This window comes from Pedobacter hiemivivus, assembly GCF_004331685.1.
In the GTDB taxonomy this organism is placed as follows: Bacteria; Bacteroidota; Bacteroidia; order Sphingobacteriales; family Sphingobacteriaceae; genus Pedobacter; species Pedobacter hiemivivus.
This window is the reverse complement of sequence record NZ_SJSM01000001.1, coordinates 404440-430341: the sequence shown is the minus strand read 5'-3', so window position 1 is coordinate 430341 and position 25902 is coordinate 404440. Positions and strand designations below refer to the sequence as shown.

At 39.9% G+C, this 25902-nt stretch carries 14 protein-coding genes; 12 read left to right on the top strand and 2 right to left on the bottom strand.

Annotated features, from left to right (window positions below; genetic code table 11):
- Positions 1-3: 3 nt before the first annotated feature.
- The 5 genes from EZ444_RS01595 (at position 4) to EZ444_RS01575 (ending at position 10398) form a co-directional block, all read left to right on the top strand.
- Positions 4-1383 carry a sulfatase family protein gene (locus EZ444_RS01595; RefSeq protein ID WP_225874598.1) on the top strand — a complete coding sequence of 460 codons (1380 nt, stop codon included), beginning with the start codon at positions 4-6 and terminating at the stop codon, positions 1381-1383.
- 3 nt (positions 1384-1386) lie between these two features.
- A complete protein-coding gene (locus EZ444_RS01590; protein WP_131606557.1) occupies positions 1387-4029 on the top strand; it encodes a DUF4962 domain-containing protein in 2643 nt (880 codons plus the stop codon).
- 15 nt (positions 4030-4044) lie between these two features.
- The gene (locus EZ444_RS01585; RefSeq protein ID WP_131606555.1) at positions 4045-8112 is read left to right on the top strand and encodes a hybrid sensor histidine kinase/response regulator transcription factor; all 4068 of its coding nucleotides are present in this window, start codon (positions 4045-4047) and stop codon (positions 8110-8112) included.
- 99 nt (positions 8113-8211) lie between these two features.
- Positions 8212-9129 carry an ROK family protein gene (locus EZ444_RS01580; RefSeq protein ID WP_131606553.1) on the top strand — a complete coding sequence of 306 codons (918 nt, stop codon included), beginning with the start codon at positions 8212-8214 and terminating at the stop codon, positions 9127-9129.
- 18 nt (positions 9130-9147) lie between these two features.
- Entirely contained in the window at positions 9148-10398 is a 1251-nt protein-coding gene (locus EZ444_RS01575) for an MFS transporter (RefSeq protein WP_131606551.1), read from the top strand.
- Positions 10399-10662: 264 nt separating this feature from the next.
- On the opposite strand, the gene EZ444_RS01570 is transcribed toward EZ444_RS01575, so the two are convergent.
- On the bottom strand, positions 10663-11076 hold the full coding sequence (locus EZ444_RS01570) for a lipocalin family protein (protein ID WP_165503491.1): 414 nt from the start codon (positions 11074-11076) through the stop codon (positions 10663-10665).
- 273 nt (positions 11077-11349) lie between these two features.
- On the opposite strand from EZ444_RS01570, the gene EZ444_RS01565 reads away from it, so the two are divergent.
- Genes EZ444_RS01565 through EZ444_RS01545 form a run of 5 tightly spaced genes read left to right on the top strand, consistent with a single transcriptional unit; the run spans position 11350 to position 23624 of the window.
- A complete protein-coding gene (locus tag EZ444_RS01565; protein WP_131606547.1) occupies positions 11350-14097 on the top strand; it encodes an alpha-d-galacturonidase in 2748 nt (915 codons plus the stop codon).
- The gene (locus EZ444_RS01560) at positions 14097-15650 is read left to right on the top strand and encodes an MGH1-like glycoside hydrolase domain-containing protein (RefSeq protein WP_131606545.1); all 1554 of its coding nucleotides are present in this window, start codon (positions 14097-14099) and stop codon (positions 15648-15650) included. Before EZ444_RS01565 ends, EZ444_RS01560 begins: the two co-directional genes overlap by 1 nt.
- Positions 15651-15660: 10 nt before the next feature.
- Positions 15661-17265 carry a glycoside hydrolase family 28 protein gene (locus EZ444_RS01555; protein ID WP_205945186.1) on the top strand — a complete coding sequence of 535 codons (1605 nt, stop codon included), beginning with the start codon at positions 15661-15663 and terminating at the stop codon, positions 17263-17265.
- Between the two features lie 16 nt (positions 17266-17281).
- Positions 17282-20104 (top strand): glycoside hydrolase family 95 protein, encoded by a 2823-nt coding sequence (locus tag EZ444_RS01550; protein WP_225874597.1) that lies wholly within the window; start codon positions 17282-17284, stop codon positions 20102-20104.
- Positions 20082-23624, top strand: coding sequence for a malectin domain-containing carbohydrate-binding protein (locus EZ444_RS01545; protein ID WP_131606543.1), 3543 nt, complete (start codon positions 20082-20084; stop codon positions 23622-23624). The genes EZ444_RS01550 and EZ444_RS01545 overlap by 23 nt, the downstream gene beginning before the upstream one ends.
- A gap of 7 nt (positions 23625-23631) precedes the next feature.
- Here EZ444_RS01545 and EZ444_RS01540 read toward each other — a convergent pair whose 3' ends face one another.
- The gene (locus EZ444_RS01540) at positions 23632-24504 is read right to left on the bottom strand and encodes an AraC family transcriptional regulator (RefSeq protein ID WP_131606541.1); all 873 of its coding nucleotides are present in this window, start codon (positions 24502-24504) and stop codon (positions 23632-23634) included.
- 241 nt (positions 24505-24745) lie between these two features.
- Here EZ444_RS01540 and EZ444_RS27095 point away from each other — a divergent pair, with 241 nt between their 5' ends.
- Entirely contained in the window at positions 24746-24895 is a 150-nt protein-coding gene (locus EZ444_RS27095; protein ID WP_165503490.1) for a hypothetical protein, read from the top strand.
- Between the two features lie 37 nt (positions 24896-24932).
- On the top strand, positions 24933-25613 hold the full coding sequence (locus tag EZ444_RS01535; protein ID WP_131606539.1) for a DUF3826 domain-containing protein: 681 nt from the start codon (positions 24933-24935) through the stop codon (positions 25611-25613).
- Positions 25614-25902: the final 289 nt, after the last annotated feature.

Genomic DNA, 25902 nt, shown 5'->3' with positions numbered 1-25902 from the left:
CAATTGAAAGGACTATTGATGGCCGCCGCTTTACTGGCAGGATTTGGAAATGCTAAAGCACAAGTCCAAAAGGCAAATGCTTCAAAGCCTAATATTATCATTATTATGACGGATCAGCAAACTGCTGATGCGATGAGTAATGCAGGTAATAAAGATCTACATACGCCTGCAATGGATGTGCTGGCGGCAAATGGAACTCGTTTTACCCGTGCTTATTGTGCCCAGCCACTTTGTACGCCCTCCAGATCATCCATCTTTAGTGGCAAAATGCCCCATGAAAGCGGCTTTACAGGAAATGCACCTGAAAAAGACGGACAATGGCCGGATTCTGTATTGATGATGGGAAAAATACTAAAGGCAGGGGGCTATAAAACCGGCTATGTCGGCAAATGGCACCTGCCTGTTCCTGTTGCAAAAATAGAGCAACATGGTTTTGAAACCATCGAAAATACCGGTGCCGGCGATTATACAGATGCAGTTACACCATCACGTTGTGCTGCTTTTATTAAAAAGAATAAAGCTAACCCATTCTTATTGGTGGCTTCCTTTCTTAATCCCCATGACATTTGTGAGTGGGCGAGGGGCGATGAATTGAAAATGGATGTATTGGGTACAGCACCTGATACTGCATTTTGCCCTAAATTACCAGCCAACTGGCGGATCAATCCAAATGAGCCAGCTATTATTAGAGAACAACAAAAAGTAAGCCCGCGTACCTATCCATCAGTCGGCTGGAATGAAACGCAATGGCGTAAATACCGTTGGGCTTATAACCGATTGGTGGAGAAGGTTGATAACTATGTAGCTATGGTTTTAGGCTCATTAAAGAAATATGGTATCGAAGACAATACCATCATCATTTTTACCAGTGATCATGGCGACGGTTATGCTGCACATGAATGGAACCAAAAACAGGTTCTTTATGAAGAATCAGCTAAAATACCATTTATGATCTCTAAGATTGGACAATGGAAAGCAAAAACCGACGATCAGTTGGTTTGCAATGGCATTGATATTATCCCTACAATTTGTGGCTTTACAGGTGTCGAAGCTCCAGCTTATTTAAAAGGGCTTGATTTAAGTAAACGTATTGAAAACCCTGCAGTTAAACTGCGTGATACGCTAGTTATAGAAACAGACTTTGCTGATAATGAAATCTTATTGGGTATCAAAGGTAGAGCGGTGATTACCAAAGATTTTAAATATATCGTTTACGATAAAGGAGAGATTAGAGAGCAATTGTTTGACCTTGAAAAAGATCCAGGTGAGACAAATAATCTAGCTGTAAAATCTACCCATAAGAAGAAACTGAACCAAATGCGTACCTATCTTAAGAATTGGTGTAAAACACATCAGGACTCATTTTATGCGCTAAAAAAATAAAACATGGCTACAAGCTTAGCAATCATCCTTCAATCGGCCTTGCTTTTTTCGCCGGTTAACCAAACCGATCAACAGCAGGTTATTAAACAGCTGGATACTGGGATGCTTCACCCACGTACCCGCGAATGGGCATATCCTGTAAACCGTGTTGAAGTCCCCAATGACAGTCCATATTTGCTTTGGCCTGGGATAAAAGGTAAAACTGTAAAATACAAAGTGCTATTGGCAACAGATAGTCTGTTTAAAAAGGATGTGATTGCAGGTGCCGAACAACGTTGGGCGGTATACCCATTACATCGAAGCCTAAAACCAGGTAGATGGTATTGGAAATATGCCGCAGTTGAGCAAGCTGGAGGGAAATGGAACTGGTCGCCCGTATATGATTTTGTAGTTAAAAAGAAGGCAAAAAACTTGGCTGTTTCACCTGCTGTATCAACAGTGTTGGAAAAGAGTAAGGCTGCTCATCCTCGCTTATGGGGCATGAACAAAGATGCTGATGCTTTTTATACCAACAATCAGCAAAACCCCGAAGCGAAGCTTTTTATAGCTGCTTCAACGAAATTACTAGGGCAACCTTTGCCTGAAGAAAAACCAACACGTCCACGCGATACCACAGGGATGACTGCCCTGCAACGCAAGCAGATGGTAGAGTTTATGTACCATGGCTTTGGCGAAAAGGTTGCTACACCCATCAGAAACTTATGTATTGCTTATCAGTTAAGCAAAGATGAACGTTTTATCAAAGAAGCGATAAAAAGAGCCGTTCATGTGGCTAAGATGAATCCGGAGAGCTTGGCTACCCGCGATGATTTTAACAATGGAAATATTCTTGAAGGTTTGGCCTGGCTGTATGATGCTGGATATAAGTTACTGACTGCAGAAGAAAAAGCTGTATTGAAAAAGACGATCGGCATACGTGGGCAAAGGATCTATGAAGGTTTGCCCAACCGCTTTGAACTTCAAATGTGTGATAACCATGTTTGGCAACATATTTTGCGCAATTTCTCTATTGCAGCGGTTGCTGTAGCAGGTGATTTGCCTGAAGCCAATGAATGGCTGACTTATGTGTATGAAGTATGGACTGCACGTTTCCCGGTATTGGGAACTAACGATGGAGGCTGGCACGAAGGTAATGGTTATTTTAGGGTGCATTATGAAACATTGATCTATTTGCCAGAGCTATTTGGTAATATTTCTGGGATAGATTATTTTAAACAGCCCTGGATGCAGAATCTTCCATATTATCTGTTGTATAGCTACCCGCCAAATTCAACATCTACCGCGGTGGGTGATATGCACGAGAATTTAAAGGGGGTGGTGAAGATGCAAGCCATATTTGCTGATGCACTTTCGATGAAAATGAACAATCCATACCTAAACTGGTATGTTTCAGAAATAAAGAAAAGTAAACCTGAATATTTTAAAGGGAATGATGATTTTCAGTTGTTTAGATTGTTGAATTTCAATCCAAAAGTGTTAAGAAAAACAGCTTTGCCTTCGGCTTTGCCAAAAGGTAGGGAATTTAGGGATATTGGTTTAGCAGCTATGCATTCCGACTTGACGCATGCAGATAACGAACTGGCGAGTTATTTAATGGCCAATCCTTTTGGTGCTGCGGGTCATGGTCATGCTGCTCAAAATGCATTTACGATCAATTATAAAGGTAAAAAGGTATTTGGTGGTACTGGATTTTACAGCAATTTTAGTGATGCGCATAACCTTTTGGATTATCGCTCATCGAGAGGATACAATACGATTTTAGCAGATAGCCTTGGCCAAAGGATAGGTGAGGATGGCTACGGATGGATGCCACGCTTTATGACAGGGGAGCATATTCAATACGCTTTGGGCGACGCCTCCAATGCCTATGGCGAGGTGACTACCGATTTTTGGTTGGGCCGCTTTAAAGAAATCGGAATTAAAGCTGATCAAAGTAGTGGTTATGGCAATTCTGGTGTGAAATTGTACCGAAGACACATGCTACAATTGGATAGCAATTATGTGGTGTTATATGATGAATTGGAAGCTGACAAACCTGTAAAATGGACTACCCAGCTACACAGCCCATTTGTAATGAATGGAAAAAGTACTGCAAATGCCCTACAACAGCAATTTGATGTGAAAATAGGATTTGGTAGTGTAAGCGCGGCTATTTACGCACATACTCCTTTGCAAATGGTCATCCATGACAAATACAATTACCCTGCAAAAAACTGGAAAGGTAAGACCGATGATGAAGGAAATATCATCGAATTCAAAAGCCAATGGCATGCAGGTGTAAGTACGGTTAATCCTGTGCAGGTAAATCGGTTTTTAACCATTATTCAGTTAAAAAACAAGACAGTAGAGGTGATTAAAGTAGTGAATGATGCAAAGGGGCTTTATAACCTAAAAGTAGGTGACTGGGATATTATAGCTGAACTAAATTCGGCTAATCCAGCATCGTTGGTTGTAAAATCAGCTGTAGAAAATGCTGCCTTTAGTTATGGTGCTATGGCTATTAAAATGAATGGAAAAGCCTATGAGCATCGTTTAAAAGGTAGCTCTATGTTAATTGAATTTAAAAATAATGCATTAAATAGACAAGAAGTTGTGGATAGTTGGCCAGATGTAGTTAATTTTGATGCTGGATTTAAACGTAAGTAATTTTGTGTCGGTGCTATGAGGAAAGCGATATGTTTTTGTTTGTTGGTGTGGTTGGTACTATCGGTCCAGACCCTACATGCACAAGATATTGCTGAACAATCTGTAAAACGTTATTTTAGAGGTGTTTCTGTTGATAAAGGTTTGTCTCAAAGTACAGTGTTCTCTATTGTACAGGATACGCTTGGCTTTATGTGGATGGCTACTCAGGATGGACTTAACCGCTATGATGGCGAAAGTTTTACTGTGTATAGACCTTCTAAAACCGATAAAACCAGTCTGCAATCCAACTATATACGTAGCATTTACCTGGCCCATAAAGGCCAGTTATGGGTGGGTGGTAACCAAGGTGTGAGTCGTTACGACTATGCAACTAATAGTTTTGAGAATTATAAATTACCACGCAAATCTGGCGAATGGTACATTTCATCAATTATACAAGATGCAGGGAAGTTGATCTGGGCCAGCTCAAGTGCAGGAGAGATCTTTTATCTGGATCAAGAAACCGCTCAGTTTAAGCAGATCAATTTTGATGCTTCGGCTTATGATATTAGATCCATAACGCGTCTAGCCTTGTTAAAAAATACCTTGCTGGTGGGAACTGATGTTGGCTTGTTTAAGCTGAATGGGGCTACCAAGAAACTGACAGCTATAAATCTGGGTGTAGATAAGCCTAGAATCAATGAGGTTTTTATCGACGTGCAATCGTTATTGGTTGGTACTGAAGGTCATGGATTAATTAAATACAACACGACTACTGCTGCATTGAGTAATTATAGGCACAATACCAGCAATTCTACCGGACTTGCTGATAATGACGTTCGTGGCATCAATAAGGATGCACAGGGCAACATTTGGCTGGGCACCTTTAGAGGTCTTTCTATCCTTGATGCTAAGGACGGTACTATTCAAAATTATTATCACCATGTTTCTATCCCTTATACCATTAATCAGAACTCTGTACGTTGCGTATATCGCGATAAGCAGGATGGAATGTGGTTGGGTACTTTTTATGGTGGGATAAACTATTACCATCATAATGACATTAAGTTTAATATCTTAAATCAGAATACGGGAACGCTGTCTTTAAACGATCAGGTCGTAAACGTAATTAAGCAGGATAGTAAAGGTGATTTCTGGATCGGTACCAACGATAAAGGCTTAAATTATTGGAACAGACAGGCCAATACAATTAAATATTATACCTATAAAGAATCTGGTCAGGGCGCAATAAGCTCTAATAACATCAAAGCTATCATTTTTGATCAGAGCGGTAAATTGCTGGTCGGTACGCACAATGAAGGATTGAATTACTTTGATCCTGCTACTGGAAAAAGTAGGGTGTACAAACATTCGTCTACAGATCCAAAAAGTATTGCGGGAAACATGGTTTATGCGTTGTTAAAAGACCATAAGAATCGAATATGGGTGGGGACACGTACCGGCTTTGATGAGTTTAATCTTGCCGATCAGTCTTTTAAACATGTTTACATTGATAAGGCTGGGAAGCGGTTAACTTCTGATGAGGTAACCTATTTGCTTGAGGATTCTAAAAAGAGAATCTGGATAGGTACAACAAATGGTGTAAATATGTTTTACCCGGATAATCAATTGTTTGATGCTTTTCCGGGTACTTTACTCAGCAATGATGTGGTAAGTTGTATCGCTGAGGACAATAAAAAGCGGATATGGATAGGTACTCGCGATGGATTAAACCTATTTGATGAAAGTAAGCGATCATTTGTCAGTTTTAATACACGTAAGGATTTCCTTAAAGGAACGATCTACGGCATAGTACCTGATGATGAGGGTTTTTTATGGATTTCGACCAATAAAGGTTTGGTTAAGTTTAATCCGGATACCCGTAAAATACAGATTTTTGACAATAAGGACGGTTTGCAGAACAACCAGTTTAATCTCTATGCTTTTTGTAAGGCAGCCGATGGGATGATGCTTTTTGGGGGGATAAATGGGATTTCCTATTTCTATCCAAAAGCCTTAAAGCAAGAGCCAATGAAGTTAAAGGTAAACTTCACTGGTATCGAGGTATTTAATAAAACAGTTGTGCCTAATGATGGTTCAGATATCCTGGATCAACACATCGATCAGGCAAAAAGGTTGACCTTTAAGCATGAGTTTAAGCAATTCACGATCTTTTTTAATGCTTTCAATTACATCTCACCCAATAAAACAAAATACGAATATAAGCTAGAAGGTTTTGATGCGGATTGGCAGATGGCCGAAGGGGTGTCTAAGGCTAGTTATACCAATGTGCAGCCAGGAAAGTATGTATTTAAGGTAAAGGCTATTGGTCCGTTGGGTGAAAGTAGCGCAGAGAAAAGTCTGGATATTGTGATTTCACCACCTTGGTGGAACAGTGGTTGGTTTTACCTGCTAATGACCATATTGCTTGCTGCTGCTGGATACCTGGTATATCGTGTGGTTTCTGAACGGATCAGAGCACAGCACCAACTAAAGCTGGAGCGTGTGGAACATGAAAAGGTCGATTACATCAACAAGATGAAAATGGAGTTCTTTACCAACGTTTCTCATGAGTTCCGTACACCTTTAACCTTGATTCTTGCCCCATTAGAAGAAATTTTGAGTAAGCCAGTTACTGATAAACCCTTAAGGAAACATCATGAGCTGATGATGCACAATGCAAAGCGTTTGTATCATTTAGTTGAGCAACTTTTTGATTTTAAGAAAGCGGAGTTAGGGACTAAAAAACTGAAGGTAAGCAAAGGGGATATGGTTAGTTTTATCCATGATGTTTATAATTCGTTTACCACTTTATCTGAAAAGAACAAAGTCAAATATACTTTCCGATCTACAGAGGCGAGGTTGCCTTTCTATTTCGATAAGGATGCTGTAGAAAAGATCATGTTTAACCTGCTTTCTAACGCATTTAAATATACTCCAGAAGGAGGCTCAATAAATGTTGAATTTGCCAGTAAGAATGGTAATGCAGTCATTAAGGTGAGTGATACAGGAATTGGTATTGACGTACAACATAAGGATCGGGTTTTCGATAGATTTTATCAGGTAGATGGCAGAGAGATGAACCTGGGATCAGGTGTTGGTCTGGCTTTTACCAAGCGCCTGGTTGAATTGCATCATGGATCAATAACTGTAGATAGTACGTTGGGGAAAGGCAGCGTTTTTGTTGTGGTTTTACCATTGGCAGATGAGTTTTATGATGCTGATGAACGTGCGGAAGCGCCAACGTATGAACTTTCTGTCGGAAATGAAGTCAGTAACCAGATTGAAGAAAATGAAGAAGTTGAAGTGTTGGAAACAGAAGGCTCCCCACTTGAAAAAGAGAAACTGATGGTGATTGATGATAATCCTGAAATAGTAGGTTATCTTAAAAATTACTTTGATAATATTTACCAGGTAAGCGTTGCTTATGATGGTAAGGAGGCATTAGCACTGTTGGAAGAAGAGCCTGTAGACCTAATCATTTGTGATGTAATGATGCCTGAATTGGATGGGATACATTTTTGTAAGCGGATCAAACAAAATATTCAAACTTGTCATATTCCGGTGATACTGCTGACCGCTAAAAATGAAACCAACCACCAGATTAAAGGATTGGAAGTAGGAGCGGATGATTATGTAACCAAACCTTTTTCTATTGTTCTGCTCGAAGCTAAGCTGCAAAACATCAGCCGTTCGCGTAAAAGGCTAAAGGAATATTATTCCAGCTCAAAAGAGATCGTTCCAGAAAATATAGCTTTCAATACGCTTGATGAGGATTTTTTAAGAGAGGCCATTGCCATAATTGAGTCGCACATTACTGAGTCTGATTTTTCTGTAGATAAGTTTAGTCGCGAGATTGGCATGAGCAGGTCTAATCTTTATTTAAAGCTGAAAGCGATTACCGGCGAATCTGCAACAGATTTTATCAAGCGTATCCGCTTTAAAAAAGCGGTGGAATTGATGGAGTCTCGACAGTATACCATTGCACAAGTTGCCTATATGTCGGGCTTTAATTCCCCTTCTTATTTCTCTACCGCATTTAAGCAATATTACGATTGTATGCCAACAGAATACCTTGCAAAGAAGGATAGTGAGGTTAATTAAGCTTTTTTAGCACAAAATCTAAATCATTTAAGACAATATTGAAATCTTCTCGGCGGTTTTACAACTAATTTCGATTTTGTAATTGAAACCTGAGAAAAATTGACAAAATCGTACGCTATAGGAATTGACGTGGGTGGTTCATCATTAAAATGTGGACTGGTAAGCAACACGGGAGAAGTGATCTATTCCTTTTTATTTCCGCTAAATAATATTGTAACAGAGGGCGAAGTCATTGCATTACTTAATGCAGCTATTCGTAAGTGTGTGGAGCATGCTCCTGAAAAAGTAATTGGAGTAGGTATCGGTTTCCCTGGCATTGTAGACCAGAATATAGTGATTGGTGGCGCGGATAACCTTCCCGGATTTGAAAACCTGGATCTAGGTAAAATCATTGCCGCTTCTACCAGCTTAAATGTGGTGATTGATAACGATGCCAACATGATGGGCTGGGGTGAACTTGTTTATGGTGCTGCCGGTGATTGTACTGATGTGGTTTTTCTGACTATTGGCACTGGAATCGGAGGCGGGTTGATCATCGACGGTAAGTTGTATGGTGGTTATAAAAATAGGGGTACGGAATTGGGACACATCACCATCCAGCATGCTGGAATAGCGTGTTCTTGTGGATCATCAGGTTGTTTCGAAGCCTACGCTTCCGTAACTGCCTTGATTAATGATTATGCCTTGCTGCATGGTACAGGTACGGAAGGCATCACCGGAAAAATGATTGTAGAGAATTATCTGGCCAAAGAGCAGAAAGCCATCTCGGCCATGCAAAAACATTTCGACTACATGGCTACAGGTATTGCTAGTTATATAAATGTATTTAGTCCACAAAAAGTAGTGCTGGGCGGTGGTATCACTGAATCTGGTAAATTCTACATCGAAGAAATCAAATCAAGAGTGATGGAAAGGGTGATGCCCGGAACCTCACAGTATACCCATATTGTGGCTGCGAAATTAGGTAATCAGGCGGGATTGCTGGGTTGCGCAGCAAGAGTATTTTCAAAATTTTAACCATTTATAAGAATTTGTATGCAGCGTAATAATTTTTTGGTTGGCGTGATCCTATTGATCTGGTTCGTCATCTCATTTGTGACTAACATTCTTGGGCCATTAATGCCCATCATTATTCAGACTTATAAATTAAGCCTTACGATGGCGGCTTTTTTGCCTTTTTCGTTCTTTTTGGCTTATGGGATTATGTCTATTCCATCGGGGATGATGATTGAGCGGATTGGGGAGAAGAAATCGATGTTGATCGCTTTTAGCTTGAATTTTATTGGTGCTTTAGCTTTCGGCTTATATCCGCAATATGGCATTGCACTAGGCTCGCTATTTATCATTGGGATAGGAATGGCGATGTTACAAGTGATTATTAACCCGCTAATGCGTACGGCAGGTGGCGAAGAGAACTTTGCTTTCTTTTCGGTGATGGGACAATTGGTATTCGGATTGGCTTCCTTTATCAGCCCCTTTGTATTCTCTTATCTTTTAGCCGCACTATCTACCAGTCCGATTGAAAATCCGTTAATAGCTAGGCTAGCAGGTTTGGTAAAAGACAATTTATCATGGACTGCATTGTATTGGCTGTTTAGCTTTATCTTTTTATTGATTCTATTGTTACTTTCCTTTATCAAAATGCCTGTGGTAGAATTAAAGGATGATGAGAAATCAGGAGCTAAAGGTGTTTATCTGGGCTTGCTTAAAAACAAAGAAGTGCTGTTGTTTTTTGTTGGGATAGTCGCTTATGTGGGAACAGAGCAGGCATTGGCTAATTGGATGTCTGAGTTCTTAAGAGCTTACCATGGTGTAGATCCTAATCAAGAAGGAGCACAGGCGGTGGCTTGGTTCTGGGGCTTAATGTCGCTAGGTTGTTTGCTTGGTTTGGCTTTATTAAAATTATGGGATTCTAAATTAATTCTTAAAATAGCTACACTGATTTCGATGGTTACAGTTTCTGTGGCTTTATTTGGGGATAAGGATATGGCATTATATGCTTTTCCGACAGCAGGATTCTTTATCTCTGTCATGTTCTCTATTATTTTCTCATTAGCTTTAAACTCGGTAGCGCAACATCATGGTTCTTTTTCAGGGATTCTGTGTTCAGGTATTTTTGGCGGGGCGTTGGTACCGTTAATTATTGGTTCGTTGGGCGATGCAATAGGCTTGCGTTATGCGCTGATGTTCGTTTACATCACATTGGCTTATATCCTGTTTCTAGCTTATTATGCTAAGCCGATGATTAACAACAAGACCGTAAGTTTGAAAGAATTGTTTAATTAAAGGCTTGCATAGGCCTTCGGTAAGGCTTCGGACACGCGTTTACCTTTAAAGGAGCCTTTAAGGGTTGTCAAAGGGCTTTCATAGGACTATTAGTCCTACGAGGTGCCTACGATATTCCTATGGTACTCCTTATCCGATCCTAACCCTGAGCAAGGCTTCCCGAAGGATCTCCAAAAGTTGATCAAACTCTCAGATTTTTCCTCCTTAAATATAAAAAAGGCAGTATCAATTCATGATACTGCCTTTTACAGATGGTACTGTTAACTACTTTTTAAACGTAGTTTCAGTTGTATACTTGATTTGATCTGATCCAGCTTGCTGAACCAGCTCGTTAAATATAACCAGCTCACTGTTGTTGATCTTTCTGATTTCGTACAATTCATCTTCGCCATCTTCAAGATCTTTGAGGATTAATTGTGTACCGTTTATTTTGTAACTGAATTGATCACCTTCGTTATCGGCTGCAGTTCCATTGCTCTTAAACTCGATGTAATTCGAACGATCGGAAGCAGTCTGGCTATTTTGATCTGTAACTTTTCCGTTTGTATATACGATGTTAATATAAGAATGTAGGTACCATTTGCCTACAATACCGCCGGCATCTTCATCTTTGTCTTTTTTACATCCCGTGATGGTTACAGTTGCAATAAGTAATAATAGTAAAGTAAAATTTTTCATAATCATTCTGTTTAAATAGGTTTTAAATTTTGTGTAAAAAAACAAATTCATAAAATGGCTTACAATACCTAGAAATGGGTATTTATAGGCAAGTGCTATCCTGAGTATAACCGCTTTTTTACTGCTTAAAATACCCAATGGCAACATCGTACAGGATTTTGGGGAAATACTACAGTAAAGCCTGTAGGTCAGTTACTATATTTGATATTTGCATATTTAACCAAATATTTCTGAATCTGTTTTAAGCTTCAGATTTGCTGAAATCTGTATTGAATGAGAAATTTCCCCATTTTTATTTGTTTATGCTTTTTGCTTTTTAGCACTATCGAATCCGGTGCAACAGTAGCTTATAAAAAAAATAAACGTACCATCGTTATCCCTGCTCAAAGTAATCCGAGGGTCAAGTTTGGAGCCGATAAATTAGCAAAATCTTTATCATTAATTGGTTATGATGTTAAGATTGTACAGAACGATAAAGCCCCAAATGGCACTGAGCTGATTTTAATCGGCGTAAAAGGAGACCAACTATTAACGGGTTTATCAACACTAATAAACAATTCAGGTAAAACGCCCGGAAAAGAAGGCTTTAGCATCAATTATACTAAAAACAAGAACCTCGTTATCGAAGGTACAGATCCTTCTGGCGCCTTGTACGGTTGCATGGAATTGGCAGATGAGATAAAAACCAAAGGTAAACTCCCAGATAATATAGCGCTCACTGATCAGCCGGAGATGGTGTTGCGGGGCACTTGCATTGGTTTACAGAAGCCCGATTACCTGCCTGGTAGAGATGTGTATGAATATCCTTATACACCAGAAACGTTCCCTTGGTTTTATGATAAAGCACTATGGTTACAATATTTAGATATGATGGTAGAGAACCGTTACAATTCATTGTATCTCTGGAATGGGCACCCTTTCTCCTCGTTAGTGCGACTTAAAGATTATCCTTATGCAGTAGAGGTAGACGATGCAACCTTTAAAAAGAACGAAGAGATGTTTAAGTTCTTAGCTCAGGAAGCTGATAAACGTGGTATTTGGATCATTCAGATGTTTTATAATATTCTTATTCCAAAACCTTTTGCAGAAAAACATCACTTAAAAACTCAGGATAGAAATCGGCCAATTATTCCTTTGATAGCCGATTACACCAGAAAGTCTATTGCGGCATTTGTAGAAAAGTATCCTAATGTAGGTTTGTTGGTTGCTCTCGGTGAGGCTATGGAAGGAGTGGGACAAGATGATATCGATTGGTTTACTAAGACCATTATTCCTGGTGTAAAAGATGGATTAAAAGCTGCAGGTATTAAAAATGAACCACCAATTGTATTGAGAGCCCATGATACCGATGCGCCAAGTGTGATGGCAGCATCCTTACCGCTCTATAAAAACCTGTATACCGAAAATAAGTTTAACGGTGAAGCTTTAACAACTTATACCCCAAGAGGAAGCTGGGCAGAATTGCACAGAAAGTTGAGTGCAATTGGTACCGTTCATATCGCCAATGTACATATTCTGGCCAATCTGGAACCTTTTCGCTATGGATCTGCTGATTTTATCCAGAAATCTGTGCAGGCCATGAACAAAATATATGGCGCCAGAGGCTTGCACCTTTATCCTCAGTCTGGGTATTGGGATTGGCCTTATACGGCCGATAAGATTACCGAAAGGCAGTTGCAGGTTGATCGGGATTGGATTTGGTATAAAGAATGGGGCAGGTATGCATGGAACTCTACCAGGGATAGAAATGAAGAAATTAATTACTGGGGACAGGAATTAGCCAATAAGTACGGTACTGATCTTAATGCTGGGAAAGCAATTCTGGATGCTTATGAAGAATCGGGAGAAATCTCTCCTAAGCTTTTGCGTCGTTACGGGATTACTGATGGAAACAGGCAGACTTTAACATTAGGGATGCTGATGACGCAGCTGATTAACCCTTACCGTTATGGCTTATTTACCTTAATGTACGAATCTGAAGCTCCGGAAGGTGAAATGATCATTGAGTATGCAGAGAAGGAATGGAAAAAACAGGGACATATTGGTGAAACACCAGTTCAAGTGGCCAAAGAGGTGATCGAACATGGTAAGAAAGCATTGGTGGCGATCAACAAAGCTTCGTCGACAGTTACTAAAGATACAGCTGAGTTTAGAAGGCTTAGAAACGATATGCACTGCTACGATGCAATGGCGAATTTTTATGCTGAAAAAGTGAAATCTGCACTATGGGTTTTGCGCTTTAAATATTCTAATGATGTAGCGGATTTAGAGAAGGCCTTACCATTTTTGGAGAAGAGTGTGGCTCATTATGCTGACCTGGTTAAATTGACTCAGAATGATTACCTGTATGCAAACAGTATGCAGACCAAACAGCGTAAAATACCGATGCGTGGGGTGGATAAAACGTTTATTCACTGGAAAGAAATGCTACCCGTGTTTACCAAAGAGTTGAACCACTTCAAAAGGAGCATTGACTCTTTGAAATCAGCTGGTTCAGGAAAAGCAAACGTGTTAATGCCATTTAAAAATGCTTCCGTTAAACTATTGTCAGGCAACGAAAGCTATGTAATTAGTAAAGATGCGCTGGTATTTACTGATTCGGTAGCGAAGATAAAAGACATTACGGAGCAATTGGTAGGGCTTAAAGGCTTGAAGTTGAATAAAGCGCAACAAATAAAATCGGGTACTACACTCAAGTTTAGCAATACTGTACCTGTAAAAGTATTGATAGGTTTCTTCAATAAAAAAGGCCCTGGTTACCTCGCTGCGCCTGAACTGGAAACTGATGCAAGTGCAAATAATTACGGACAATCCGAGATCAAGATCTCTAATGCCTTGGTTTTAGATGGGTATCCCCCAATTAATGTACATGCTTATTCGTTTGAGCCAGGAACAAATACCTTAACTTTAGGAAAGGGTGCTTGTATGGTTCTTGGTTTTATTAATGAGAATCAGGAAATGCGCATTTATAACGCAGGATTGGATGGTAAGGGTAAAGATATTGACTGGTTATTTGAATAATGATGAATAGAAAGAAATTGATAGCTATTGCCTTGTTTTTGTTAGGAGGAACAGGAGTCTTTGCACAGTCGCAAGTGGGACAGGCAAAGCTTAAAAAATACGTGACTTACTTTAACTCCATTGATACGGAGGCGGTAAAGAACTTTGTGCCTAATGCACAAGCATTTGATTGGTTGGTGCAAAATGTGCCTTTGTTGGATTGTCCGGATGAGGTGTTGGAGCAAAACTATTATTACCGCTGGTGGTCTTTCCGTAAGCACCTTGTAAAGACACCTGAGGGCTTTATTTTCACAGAGTTCATAGAACCGGTTAAACATGCCGGTAAATACAATTCCATCAGCTGTGCGTTGGGACATCATATCTACGAAGGCCGTTGGCTTAAAAATACCGATTACTTGAAGGAGTACATTGATTTCTGGCTATATCATGCTGATGTTGGTCAGACTAAGCAACGTTTCCACCAGTTTAGCAGTTGGTTGGACGATGCGGTTTACCAGAATTATCTGGTAACACCCGATCTAGCTCATTTAAAGCGGATTTTGCCAGCACTAGATGCCGATTATGCCAAATGGGAGAAGGAAAGACAGCTAAAAAGTGGTTTGTTCTGGCAATTTGATGTAAAAGATGGTATGGAAGAGTCTGTTAGTGGATCGAGGAAAGATCAAAACAGACGACCAACCATCAGCAGCTATATGTACGGAAATGCTAAAGCGCTGGCCAGTATAGCTGATCTAACCGGTGATAAAGCATTGGTGCAGAAATATAATGGCAAAGCTGCACAACTTAAAAAGTTGGTGCAGGATAGCCTTTGGGATAGCAAAGATAGCTTCTTTAAAACTAAACACCCTGATGGGCAGTATGCTCGCGCTCGTGAAGCCATCGGCTTTGTACCATGGGATTTTGACCTGCCAGCAGATCAAGCCGTTTATGCCAAGGCCTGGGATCAAATATTGGATACCGCAGGATTTAATGCGCCATGGGGCTTAACGACTGCCGAAAGAAGGGAGCCGACATTTAGAACCAGGGGTTCTGGACATAGTTGTGAGTGGGATGGTGCTTTATGGCCTTTTGCCAGCTCTCAAACCTTAAAGGGCTTAGCAAATTTGCTAACCAATTATAAGCATCACGGTAAAATGACATCAAAAGTCTTTTATGATGAACTGCACAAATACGCGAAATCTCATCAAAAGAATGGTAAGCCTTATTTGGGAGAGTATCAGGATGAAAAGAATGGGGAATGGTTGAAAGGAGATAATCCAAGAAGTAGTTTTTATAACCACTCTACCTTTTGCGATTTGGTGATCAATGACCTAATCGGGATTAAACCAAGGGCTGACCATGCTGTCGGTTTTTATCCGCTTATTCCTGAAGGACAATGGGACTGGTTTTCATTGGACAACATTTCTTACCACGGAAAAACGCTTAAGGTGGTTTGGGATAAAACCGGTAAGAAATATAAAAAGGGAAAGGGATTGTACATCTATGCAGATGGCAAAGAAATTTATCGTGCCGCGAACTTAAAGCCAGCAGTAATTCAAATAAATAAAAATTAATATAGCCGAAATGAAGTTTTATAGCCCGTATCCTATCGTCAGAATAGTTGTCGTTTTTATGGTATGCTGTTTTGCAATGGTATTAAATGTCAATGCGCAATCTTATTACAATGTATTGAAATATGGTGCAAAGAACGATAGTAGTAAGCTGGCTACAATAGCGATTAAAAAGGCCATTGATGCAGCTTCAAAAGCTGGTGGGGGTACTGTTTATTTTCCTGCCGGAAAGTATTTAACTGGGGCAATACATCTGAAAAGTAACATTACCATTTTTATTGATGCTGGAGCAGAACTTCATTTTAGTGATAATTTTGATGATTACCTGCCTATGGTAAAGAGCAGGTATGAAGGAGTTGATGTAACTAGTTTTTCCCCTTTATTTTATGCTTATGAAGCAGACAATATCGCGATTAAGGGGCGCGGTATTATAGATGGACATGGTAAAAAATGGTGGGATTTTGTAGAAGGTTATAAAGAAGGCCAACCACGATCTAAATGGCAACACCAGTTTGATACGCTCAATAAGGATATTTTAATGCCTGATGAGCCTAAGCAGATGAAACGTGGTTTTTTGCGTCCACCATTCATTCAAACGATGTATTGTAAAAATGTATTGATAGAAGGCATTACCATCCGTAATTCTCCTTTCTGGACTGTTAATCCTGAGTTTTGTGAAAATGTAACTGTTCATGCCGTAACGATTAATAACCCTGGTTCTTTTGCTCCAAATACGGATGGCATTAATCCGGAGTCTTGTAAGAACGTACACATTTCTGATTGCCATATTAGTGTTGGTGATGACTGTATTACCATTAAATCGGGTAAAGATGCACCGGGTAGAAAAATGGCTGCCCCGGCAGAGAATTATACCATTACCAATTGCACCATGTTATCTGGTCATGGCGGAGTGGTTATTGGTAGCGAAATGTCTGGCGATGTGCGAAAAATCACCATTTCTAATTGTGTATTTGATGGCACGGACCGTGGAATCCGGATCAAATCCGCTCGCGGTAGGGGTGGCGTAGTTGAAGAAATCAGGGTGGATAACATTATCATGAAAAATATAGGTCAACAAGCTATTGTGCTTGATCTTCAGTATGCTAAATCAATAGTTGAACCTGTTTCTGAGCGTACACCAAGGTTTAGGAACATCCATTTTAGTAACATAACGGGCCAGGTTAATCAGGCTGCTTATTTGAATGGATTAGAAGAAATGCCTATTGAGAATATCAGTTTTAACGACATTAATATGGATGCTAAAACGGGATTTGATATCCATAATTCCAGCAGAATAGAATTTCATAATGTGCAGGTGAATACAGAAATAGGCCCTTCAGTGAAAGTTGAGAATGTAAATATGTTGACTGTTAATGGGTTGAAGAGTTATTCGCCTCATAAAAATTCAGCAGTAATAGACCTTAAAAACGTAACAGACGCATTTATTTACAATTCTTTCCCGGTTGCAGGCACGGAAATCTATTTAAAAATTATTGGAGAAAAAAGTAAAAATATAACGCTAGGAAATAATAACTTTAGTCATGCTAAAACTCCTGTTTTAACTGCGAGGGAAGTTACAGAAGGAGTAAGGGTTATTTCGGGAGATTCAATTAAGTAATTTAATTTGTATCAACATGAAATTCATGAGCTCTTCGACCTGGATGTATGTAGTAGTGATCAACTGTTTGACCATTATACATGCCGATGCCCAACAACCTGGCTATCAACTTTGGTATACCAAGCCTGCGGTAAAATGGACTGATGCTTTGCCCATTGGCAATGGACGTATCGGAGCCATGATATACGCCGGAGTAGAAAAAGACCATATTCAGTTTAATGAAGAGACCTTATGGACAGGTGGCCCCAGAGATTATAATCATAAGGGGGCTGCAAGCGCTCTTGGCGAGATTAGGAAATTACTTTTTGAAGGGAAACAAGAAGCCGCAGAAAAGCTAGCTACTGAAAAATTTATGGGTAGCCAGAGTGGAGCGGGGGACAGGGATAAATGGACTGCCGAAATGAAAGCCTTGAAAGGTATGCAGGGTAATCCGGCTTTAGAGAGTTATGACGACAAGGAATGGAAAACGATTAAAGTTCCAAGTTATGAAGGTTGGGAAACGGTAGGGTTATCAGGCTTTGATGGTGCAGTATGGTTACGTACTACCTTTGATGCACCTGAAGGCTGGATTGGCAAAGATTTGGTACTCGACCTGAACCGCATCCGTGATCAGGATTTTACTTATGTGAACGGAACATTGGTTGGCAATACAGATGGTACAACACCGAGAAAGTATACGATTCCAGGTAAATTGATTAAAAAGGGAACAAATACCATTGCCATACAAGTATTGAATTATTTCGATAAAGGTGGCATTGCAGGCTATAAAGATACGAGTCGGGCTATAGCAGTTTATCCGGAAGGTGATCAGCCAGAAAAGGGAGTATCACTGGTTAAAGAATGGAAATATAAAATACAGAACGATGAACCACCAGTAGTGTCGCAGTTTCAGGCAAGTTATCAACCCTTTGGCGACTTATACCTGAATTTTAAAAACCATACTGCTTCAGTTACTAATTACAAGCGCAAACTAGATTTAAGTACAGCAATTGCCAGTACATCTTATGCCTTAAACGGAGTAAATTATTTGCGTGAATATTTTGCAAGTCAGCCTAATCAGGCTGTTGTAATTCGCTTAACTGCCGATAAAAAAGGAAGCATTAGTTTAGATGCTTTGCTGGCTAGTCCACATAAATATTCTGTTGTTAAAAAACTAAACGAAACCACCATTTTGCTTAGTTTAAGTGTAAGAGGAGGTGTTTTAAAAGGTCAGAGTCAGCTAAAGGCGGTGGTCACAAAAGGGAAGTTGTTGGTTAGTCAGGGCAAGTTAAGCATCAGCAATGCTGATGAAGTTGTTCTTTACCTTACCGCGGGTACCAACTTTATCAACGATAAGAATGTGGCTGGAAATCCTGCTATTGCTTGTTTAAATGCCATTACAAGCTTACAGAATAAAACTTATGCTCAAGTTAAAGCAGCACATGTAAAAGAGTACCAGAAATACTATAATCCTTTTTCTATTAGTTTTGGAAAGAGTGAGCATGAAAACTTACCTACCGATGAGCGTATTGAAAAATTTGCAGGGTCGTCTGATGCTCCATTTGCGGCTTTATATGTGCAATATGGCAGGTATTTGTTGATTTCCAGTTCACGACCGGGAACACAGCCCGCAAATTTACAGGGCATTTGGAATGATTTGTTAACTCCACCATGGGGCAGTAAGTACACGACCAATATTAACTTGGAAATGAATTATTGGCCAACAGGTATTTTGAATCTTGGTGCCATGAATGAGCCTTTGTTTAAAAAGATGCAAGGACTTGCAAAAAATGGTGCTGTGACGGCTAAAGTACACTACAATGCAAATGGCTGGGTGTTACACCACAATACCGATCTGTGGAATGGTACGGCACCTATCAATGCATCCAATCATGGGATCTGGGTTTCTGGTGCAGGTTGGTTAAGTCAGCATTTATGGGAGCATTACCAGTTTACGCAAGACAGGATTTTTCTTAAAAATGAAGCCTATCCTTTAATGAAGCAGGCGGCAGTTTTCTTCGTAGATTTCTTAATTAAAGATCCTAAAACAGGCTGGTTGATCAGTACCCCTTCTAATTCTCCAGAAAATGGAGGGCTTGTGGCGGGACCAACTATGGATCATCAGATCATCCGGACATTATTTAAAAACTGTATTGCTGCCAGCGAGTTGTTAGGGGCTGATGCTGAATTTAGAAAAATATTACAGGAAAAAATGACACTGATTGCACCCAATCAGATTGGTAACTATGGACAGCTGCAGGAATGGCTGGAAGATAAAGACGATACCACCAATGTACATCGGCATGTTTCGCATTTATGGGGAGTGCATCCGGGCAACGACATTACCTGGGATACACCAGATATGATGCGGGCCGCCCGGCAGTCGCTGATCTATAGAGGTGACGCGGGGACAGGTTGGAGCCTGGCTTGGAAGATCAATTTCTGGGCAAGGTTTAAAGATGGCGATCATGCGATGAAAATGGTGAAAATGCTGATTAGTCCTGCCGAAAAAGGCGGGGGAGCTTACGTGAATCTATTTGATGCACATCCACCATTTCAGATTGATGGTAATTTTGGCGGTGCCGCAGGAATTGCCGAAATGCTTTTACAAAGCCATACCCAGTTTGTTGAATTGTTGCCTGCATTACCTGCAGATATCACAGAGGGTGAAGTGAAAGGGATGTGCGCGCGTGGAGGTTTTGAATTAAATTTTAAATGGAGTAAGGGTGTGTTAACAACATTAGAGATCTCTTCGAAAACAGGAGGTGTATGCTTGTTGCGGTACGGAAATAAAATTACCAGTATCGCCACACAAAAGGGGGAAATATATAAATTGAATGGAGATTTGGAGCGATTATAAAAGAAAACTTATTGTTTTTTTGATAGGTATTCTTTTAACAGGCACAGGTTTTGCACAGACAGGACTACGTAAAAGCACTACACTAAATAACAACTGGCAAAGTATTGCCAATGATACAAATATCAATGCCTATACTGGTTTTGAACAAAGCAGCTTTAATGACAAAAGTTGGAAAACAGTCAATGTTCCGCACAATTGGGACCAATATGAGGGCTACCGTAGAATGTTGCATGGCAACAGACATGGCTATGCCTGGTACCGTAAAACCTTTACAACTACAACGGCAGCAAAAATTGGAAAGCGTTTCTTCCTTTATTTTGAAGGCGTAGGCTCGTATGCTAGTATTTGGCTAAATGGTAAGAAGGTGGGCTACCATGCAGGTGGCCGTACCACTTTTACATTGGATGTAACGAATGTGATCAAATTAAACAATCAACCTAACTTGTTGGCTGTACGTGCTGATCATCCGGCGAATATCCAAGACTTGCCCTGGGTAGATGGAGGCTGTTCGACAGAAAGGGGTTTTTCTGAAGGCTCTCAGCCAATGGGGATTTTCAGACCAGTACATTTGGTTGTGACGAGTGACGTTAGGATTGAACCTTTCGGTGTGCACATCTGGAATGATGATCAAGTATCTGAGAAATCAGCGATGCTGAAAATGGAGACGGAAATTAAGAATTATGGTGCAAGGATTCGTACTATAACTGTACTGAGTCAGTTGTTTGATCAAGATGGTAAAAAAGTAACAGAAAGTAGAAACATAAATAGGTTATCGCCTGGTAAGACATTAACAGTAGCTCAGCAAACGGCACAATTGAAAGATGTAAAGCTATGGTCTCTAGAAAATCCTTACTTATATACGCTTAAAACAAGCATTGCAGAAGGGAATAAAGTGATTGATGAGTTGAGTACGCCTTATGGTATTCGTTGGATTAGCTGGCCAATAGGAGCAAAACCGGCAGATCCTAAACGATTTTTATTGAACGGAAAGCCTGTCTTTATCAATGGAGTAGCGGAGTATGAGCACCTGATAGGAAATAGTCATGCTTTTAGTGCTGAGCAGATCAGATCTCGCGTGATGCAGATTAAAGCCGCCGGTTTTAATTCTTTTCGCGATGCGCACCAGCCACATAACTTGCTTTACCAGGAATATTGGGACAAGTTGGGCATTTTATCCTGGACGCAGATGGCTGCTCATATCTGGTACGATACGCCTCAATTTAGGGCTAACTTTAAATCATTGCTTACCGATTGGGTAAAAGAACGACGCAATAGTCCTTCGGTGGTATTATGGGGACTGGAAAATGAAAGCACATTGCCCGAAGATTTTGCTAAAGAGTGCACCGAGCTTATCCGTAAGCTTGATCCTACGGCATCTGCACAGCGAAAAGTAACCACTTGTAATGGTGGTAAAGGAACGGATTGGGATGTACCACAAAACTGGACAGGTACTTATGGTGGCGATCCCTTAACGTATGCAGATGATATACAAAGACAGGTGCTTATTGGCGAGTATGGCGCCTGGCGGACGCTTGATTTGCATACCGAAGGCCCCTTTATGCAAAAAGCTGTGTATAGCGAAAATAACATGACTCAATTGATGGAGACCAAGGTTAGGCTTGCTGAATCTGTAAAAGATAAGACGACAGGGCATTATTTCTGGTTGTTCAGTTCGCATGATAATCCGGGTAGGGTACAAGGTGGAGAGGGCTTAAGAGAGTTGGATCGTGTAGGGCCTATAAATTACAAAGGTATGTTTACGCCCTGGGAAGAGCCTTTGGATGTATTTTATATGTTTAGAGCCAATTATGCGCCAAAACAAACGGAGCCTATGGTGTATATTGTTTCGCATACCTGGCCAGAAAGATGGCTGAAACCGGGTAAAAAAGACAGCATTACAGTATATTCTAATTGCGATGAGGTAGAGCTTTTTAATGATGTAAACAAGGCATCCTTAGGGAAAAGAAAACGAGGTATTATTGGCACCCATTTCCAATGGGACGCCGTTGATGTCCAATATAATGTGCTTTATGCAGTGGGCTATGTAAATGGAAAAGCTGTTGCTAAGGATTATATTGTATTGAATAATTTGCCACAGGCGCCTCATTTTAATGAATTTAATAAGGGGGCTGAAAACATAACGGCTTCTGTAAAAGATTATAATTATTTATATAGGGTAAACTGCGGTGGCGCAGCGTATACAGATCAGAATGGTCAATTATGGTCGGCCGATAGACAGCTAACGGATGGTGGTTTTGGTTCTCGGTCCTGGACGACAAATTTCCCTGGTATGCCTGCATTTTTTGCCAGTCAGCGCCGCACATTTGATCCGATTAAAGGCAGCAGAGACTGGAAGTTATTCCAAACCTTTAGATACGGTCGTGATCAGTTGAGTTATCATTTTCCTGTTCCAGATGGAGAATATATGGTAGAGCTCTATTTTATTGAACCATGGTTAGGTACTGGTGGAGGTATGAATGCGGAAAGGATGCGTTTGTTTGATGTGGCTGTAAATGGGCATACCATACTTAAAGATGTGGATATCTGGGCCACAGTAGGGCATGATGCTGCTTTAAAAAAAACGGTAAAGGCTAATGTTAAAGGCGGACAGCTCGTTATCTCCTTCCCTCAAGTGAAATCTGGGCAAGCGGTGATTTCTGCAATTGCTATTGCTTCGACAGCTAAAAGCATAAAACCGGCAAAGGAGAGTAAAAGTATTATTGAACTGACTAATGGAAGTAGTTTTAGATCTAATACATGGATGGATCTGGGCGATCAGCAATATACCGATGATCCTATTTATTTCAGTTCATTACCTTCAGCGCTGTACGGTGCAGAATGGGTACAGACATCTAATAAAACAACAACTGCTTTAGAGTTTAAGGTTAGTGCTGATGCTGATGTATATGTGGCAGTTGATGCGGTAGCTAAGCGGCTGGTTTGGTTGGCTAATTTTGAGGATACCAAAACAACACTGCAAAATAGCCAAGGACAAACCTTCAATGTTTATAAGAAACGTTATCTTAAGGATGAAATGGTAAGGCCGGGTGAAAAAGTACCTAATACTGCCATGTATACGATTGCTGTATTGCCGCTGAGCAATATGCAGCCTGCGTACGACCTTAAAACGGTAACGACCTACAAAGCAACGGATGCGAGTTTTAAAGGTGATGGATTGGTAAAAGAAGAGCTGATGGGCAAGGAGCGTGTTACCTTTAAAAAGCCATCTGGAGACGTATTGGAATGGCACATGATAGTTGGTGTTGCGGATACTTATTCCCTTACCATAAAATATCATAATCCGTTTGAACGATCACTAAAAGGGAAAATAGAGGTGTTAACAATGGATGGTACTGTATTAAAGGCCGCCGAATCTGTGGAGTTTACACCAACGAAAAAAGGAAAATGGAATTATTTCAATACCAATACAGGCACGATGATCAACGCGGGTACTTATGGGGTCCGGTTAATTGCAGTAGATGCAGCGGGATTGAGTATGGATGGTCTTGATGTGCAATAAACTCTTATTACTCATTTAAATATTTCCGCTTATAATCTAGTGGAGTCATGCCTGTTACTTTTTTAAAGTGTCTGTAAAAATTAGATACATTATTAAACCCACAGTCAAAGCAGATCATTTCTGTAGGGAGTTTGCTTTCAATTAAGAAGCGGCAGGCATGACTTACTCTAATCTCAATCAGGAAATCATAATAGGTTTTCTTAGTCATCAATTTAAAATACCTGCAAAATGAGGTGATGCTCAGGTTGCTTAAGGACGCGATCTCCTCTAGTGTAATGTCGTTTTTGTAATTGGTCATCGTATAAGTACATATCTTATTGATACGTAGTGTTTCCGATTCGTTAGATTGGTAGAAAGTATTTTTGCCATTTACTATTGTGGCATATTCGTCCGTTTCGGCCAAGGTTTTTAAAATGCTGAGCAGGATGATGATGCGATCGAGGTTGGTTGCCTCAATAGAAGATTTCATCAGCTCGGCTAGTTTATCCTTGGCCTTCCCAGTAATTACCATTCCGCTTTTAGCCTTCTCAAATAACTTTGGGATCAGGTAAGCTTCCGGTAGGCTCAATAGATTTTTACCCAAGCAATCCGGTAGAAACTGAATTACCATGGCTTCTACATGGAGGTCGGGATTGTTCTGGAAGTATTCGTCCTTACAGCGCCAGGTATGTGGGAGGTTCTCTCCCAGTAGAACCATTTCATCAGGTGTGAAATTACTGATGTTGTCGCCTATAAAACGGACACCTTCACCTTTAATTATATAGTGAAGTTCAAGTTCCGGATGGTAGTGCCAGACGTTTCCAAAGTCGGGCTTAATATCATGGCGTATACTAAAGGAGCTTTGGAGCGTACTCGGGATTTTATGGAAATGAGGCTTCATTTTTATTTTTTATATTTGAATATAATATTTATATTTAATTATTGAAAACGATGATTTAGCAAATCCTGTATGTAATTCACTAAAGTTATGGGATTTTATGGTAATATCCTATAATGATTTGCTAATAACCATCAGTAATTGATAAGTGCTATTGTTGAGTTTTGTATAAGGACAATAGGAGATAACCAAATTATAAACCGAAATATTCTTTTTATATGAAGAATATATTCAGTAATAAATTATGAAACAGCGGGAAAATAAAGGAATTTTATTGGTTTCCATCGAAGATGTAGGGCTGTCGGCAAATCAAAATTGCTGGGAAGCGGAGTCGCCAATGGAGTGTGATCTGACCACGAAACATCGTTATATAAATTCTGCAAAAGCCTTGTAAAAACTTTAATACAATCACTTAACCAAACAAATGAATTATGAAACGTGTTTACCTATTACTGACTTTAATGCTCTCAGGTATCGTTGGTGTATTTGCGCAAAATAATGCCATTGCCGATAACGAAAAGACTGCATACTTAAAGGTGATCACTCAGCGCGCCGACAAGATTGCAGCTGTACTTAACATAAGTGATGTTGCGAAACAAGAAAAGGTTAGAGACATTATTCGTGATCAATATAATAGTTTGAATGATATTTATACGGAGCGTGATGCAAATGTTAAGGCAATAAAAGAGGCTAACAGTGCTGATAAAGTAGCTGCTGAAGCCGCACTAAAGGAAGAAGCAACTAAAACAGATGATAAATTAGCAAAGCTTCATAAAAAATACCTGAGTAAACTGTCTTCGAAATTAACTGCAGAACAAGTGGATCAGGTAAAAAATGGGATGACTTATAATGTTCTGCCTATTACTTATAAGGCTTATCAGGAACAAATATTAACGCTTACCGAAGATCAGAAAAAGCAGATCTTCACTTGGCTTACGGAAGCACGCGAACATGCTATTGATGCAGAATCATCGGATAAAAAACATGCATGGTTCGGTAAATATAAAGGTAGAATCAACAATTACCTGTCTGCAGCCGGCTATGATTTGAAGAAAGAAGGGCAGGAGTGGGAGAAGCGTAGGAAAGCCACTGCAAAGCAAAAAGGAAACTAAAATATAAACGCGCTCAATTTGGTTAGATAGGCGCTCTCAAAAGTTCTTATTTGGTTAGAAAAATTCCCGTTACTGGTTAGCGTAACAATCGGTAACGGGTTTTTCTTTTATCAACGAAACGTAAACTGTAATATCATTATAAACAATTAAGCAAAGTCATTTGATCAAACATTTACTTTAAAACCAAGCCATTAACATCTTCTCAGCTTAGACCAAAAATATAGTGTTTAATGAAAAGGCAGTCTTATCGTTGATTCATTAAATAAAAAATTAACCATTTTATAATACA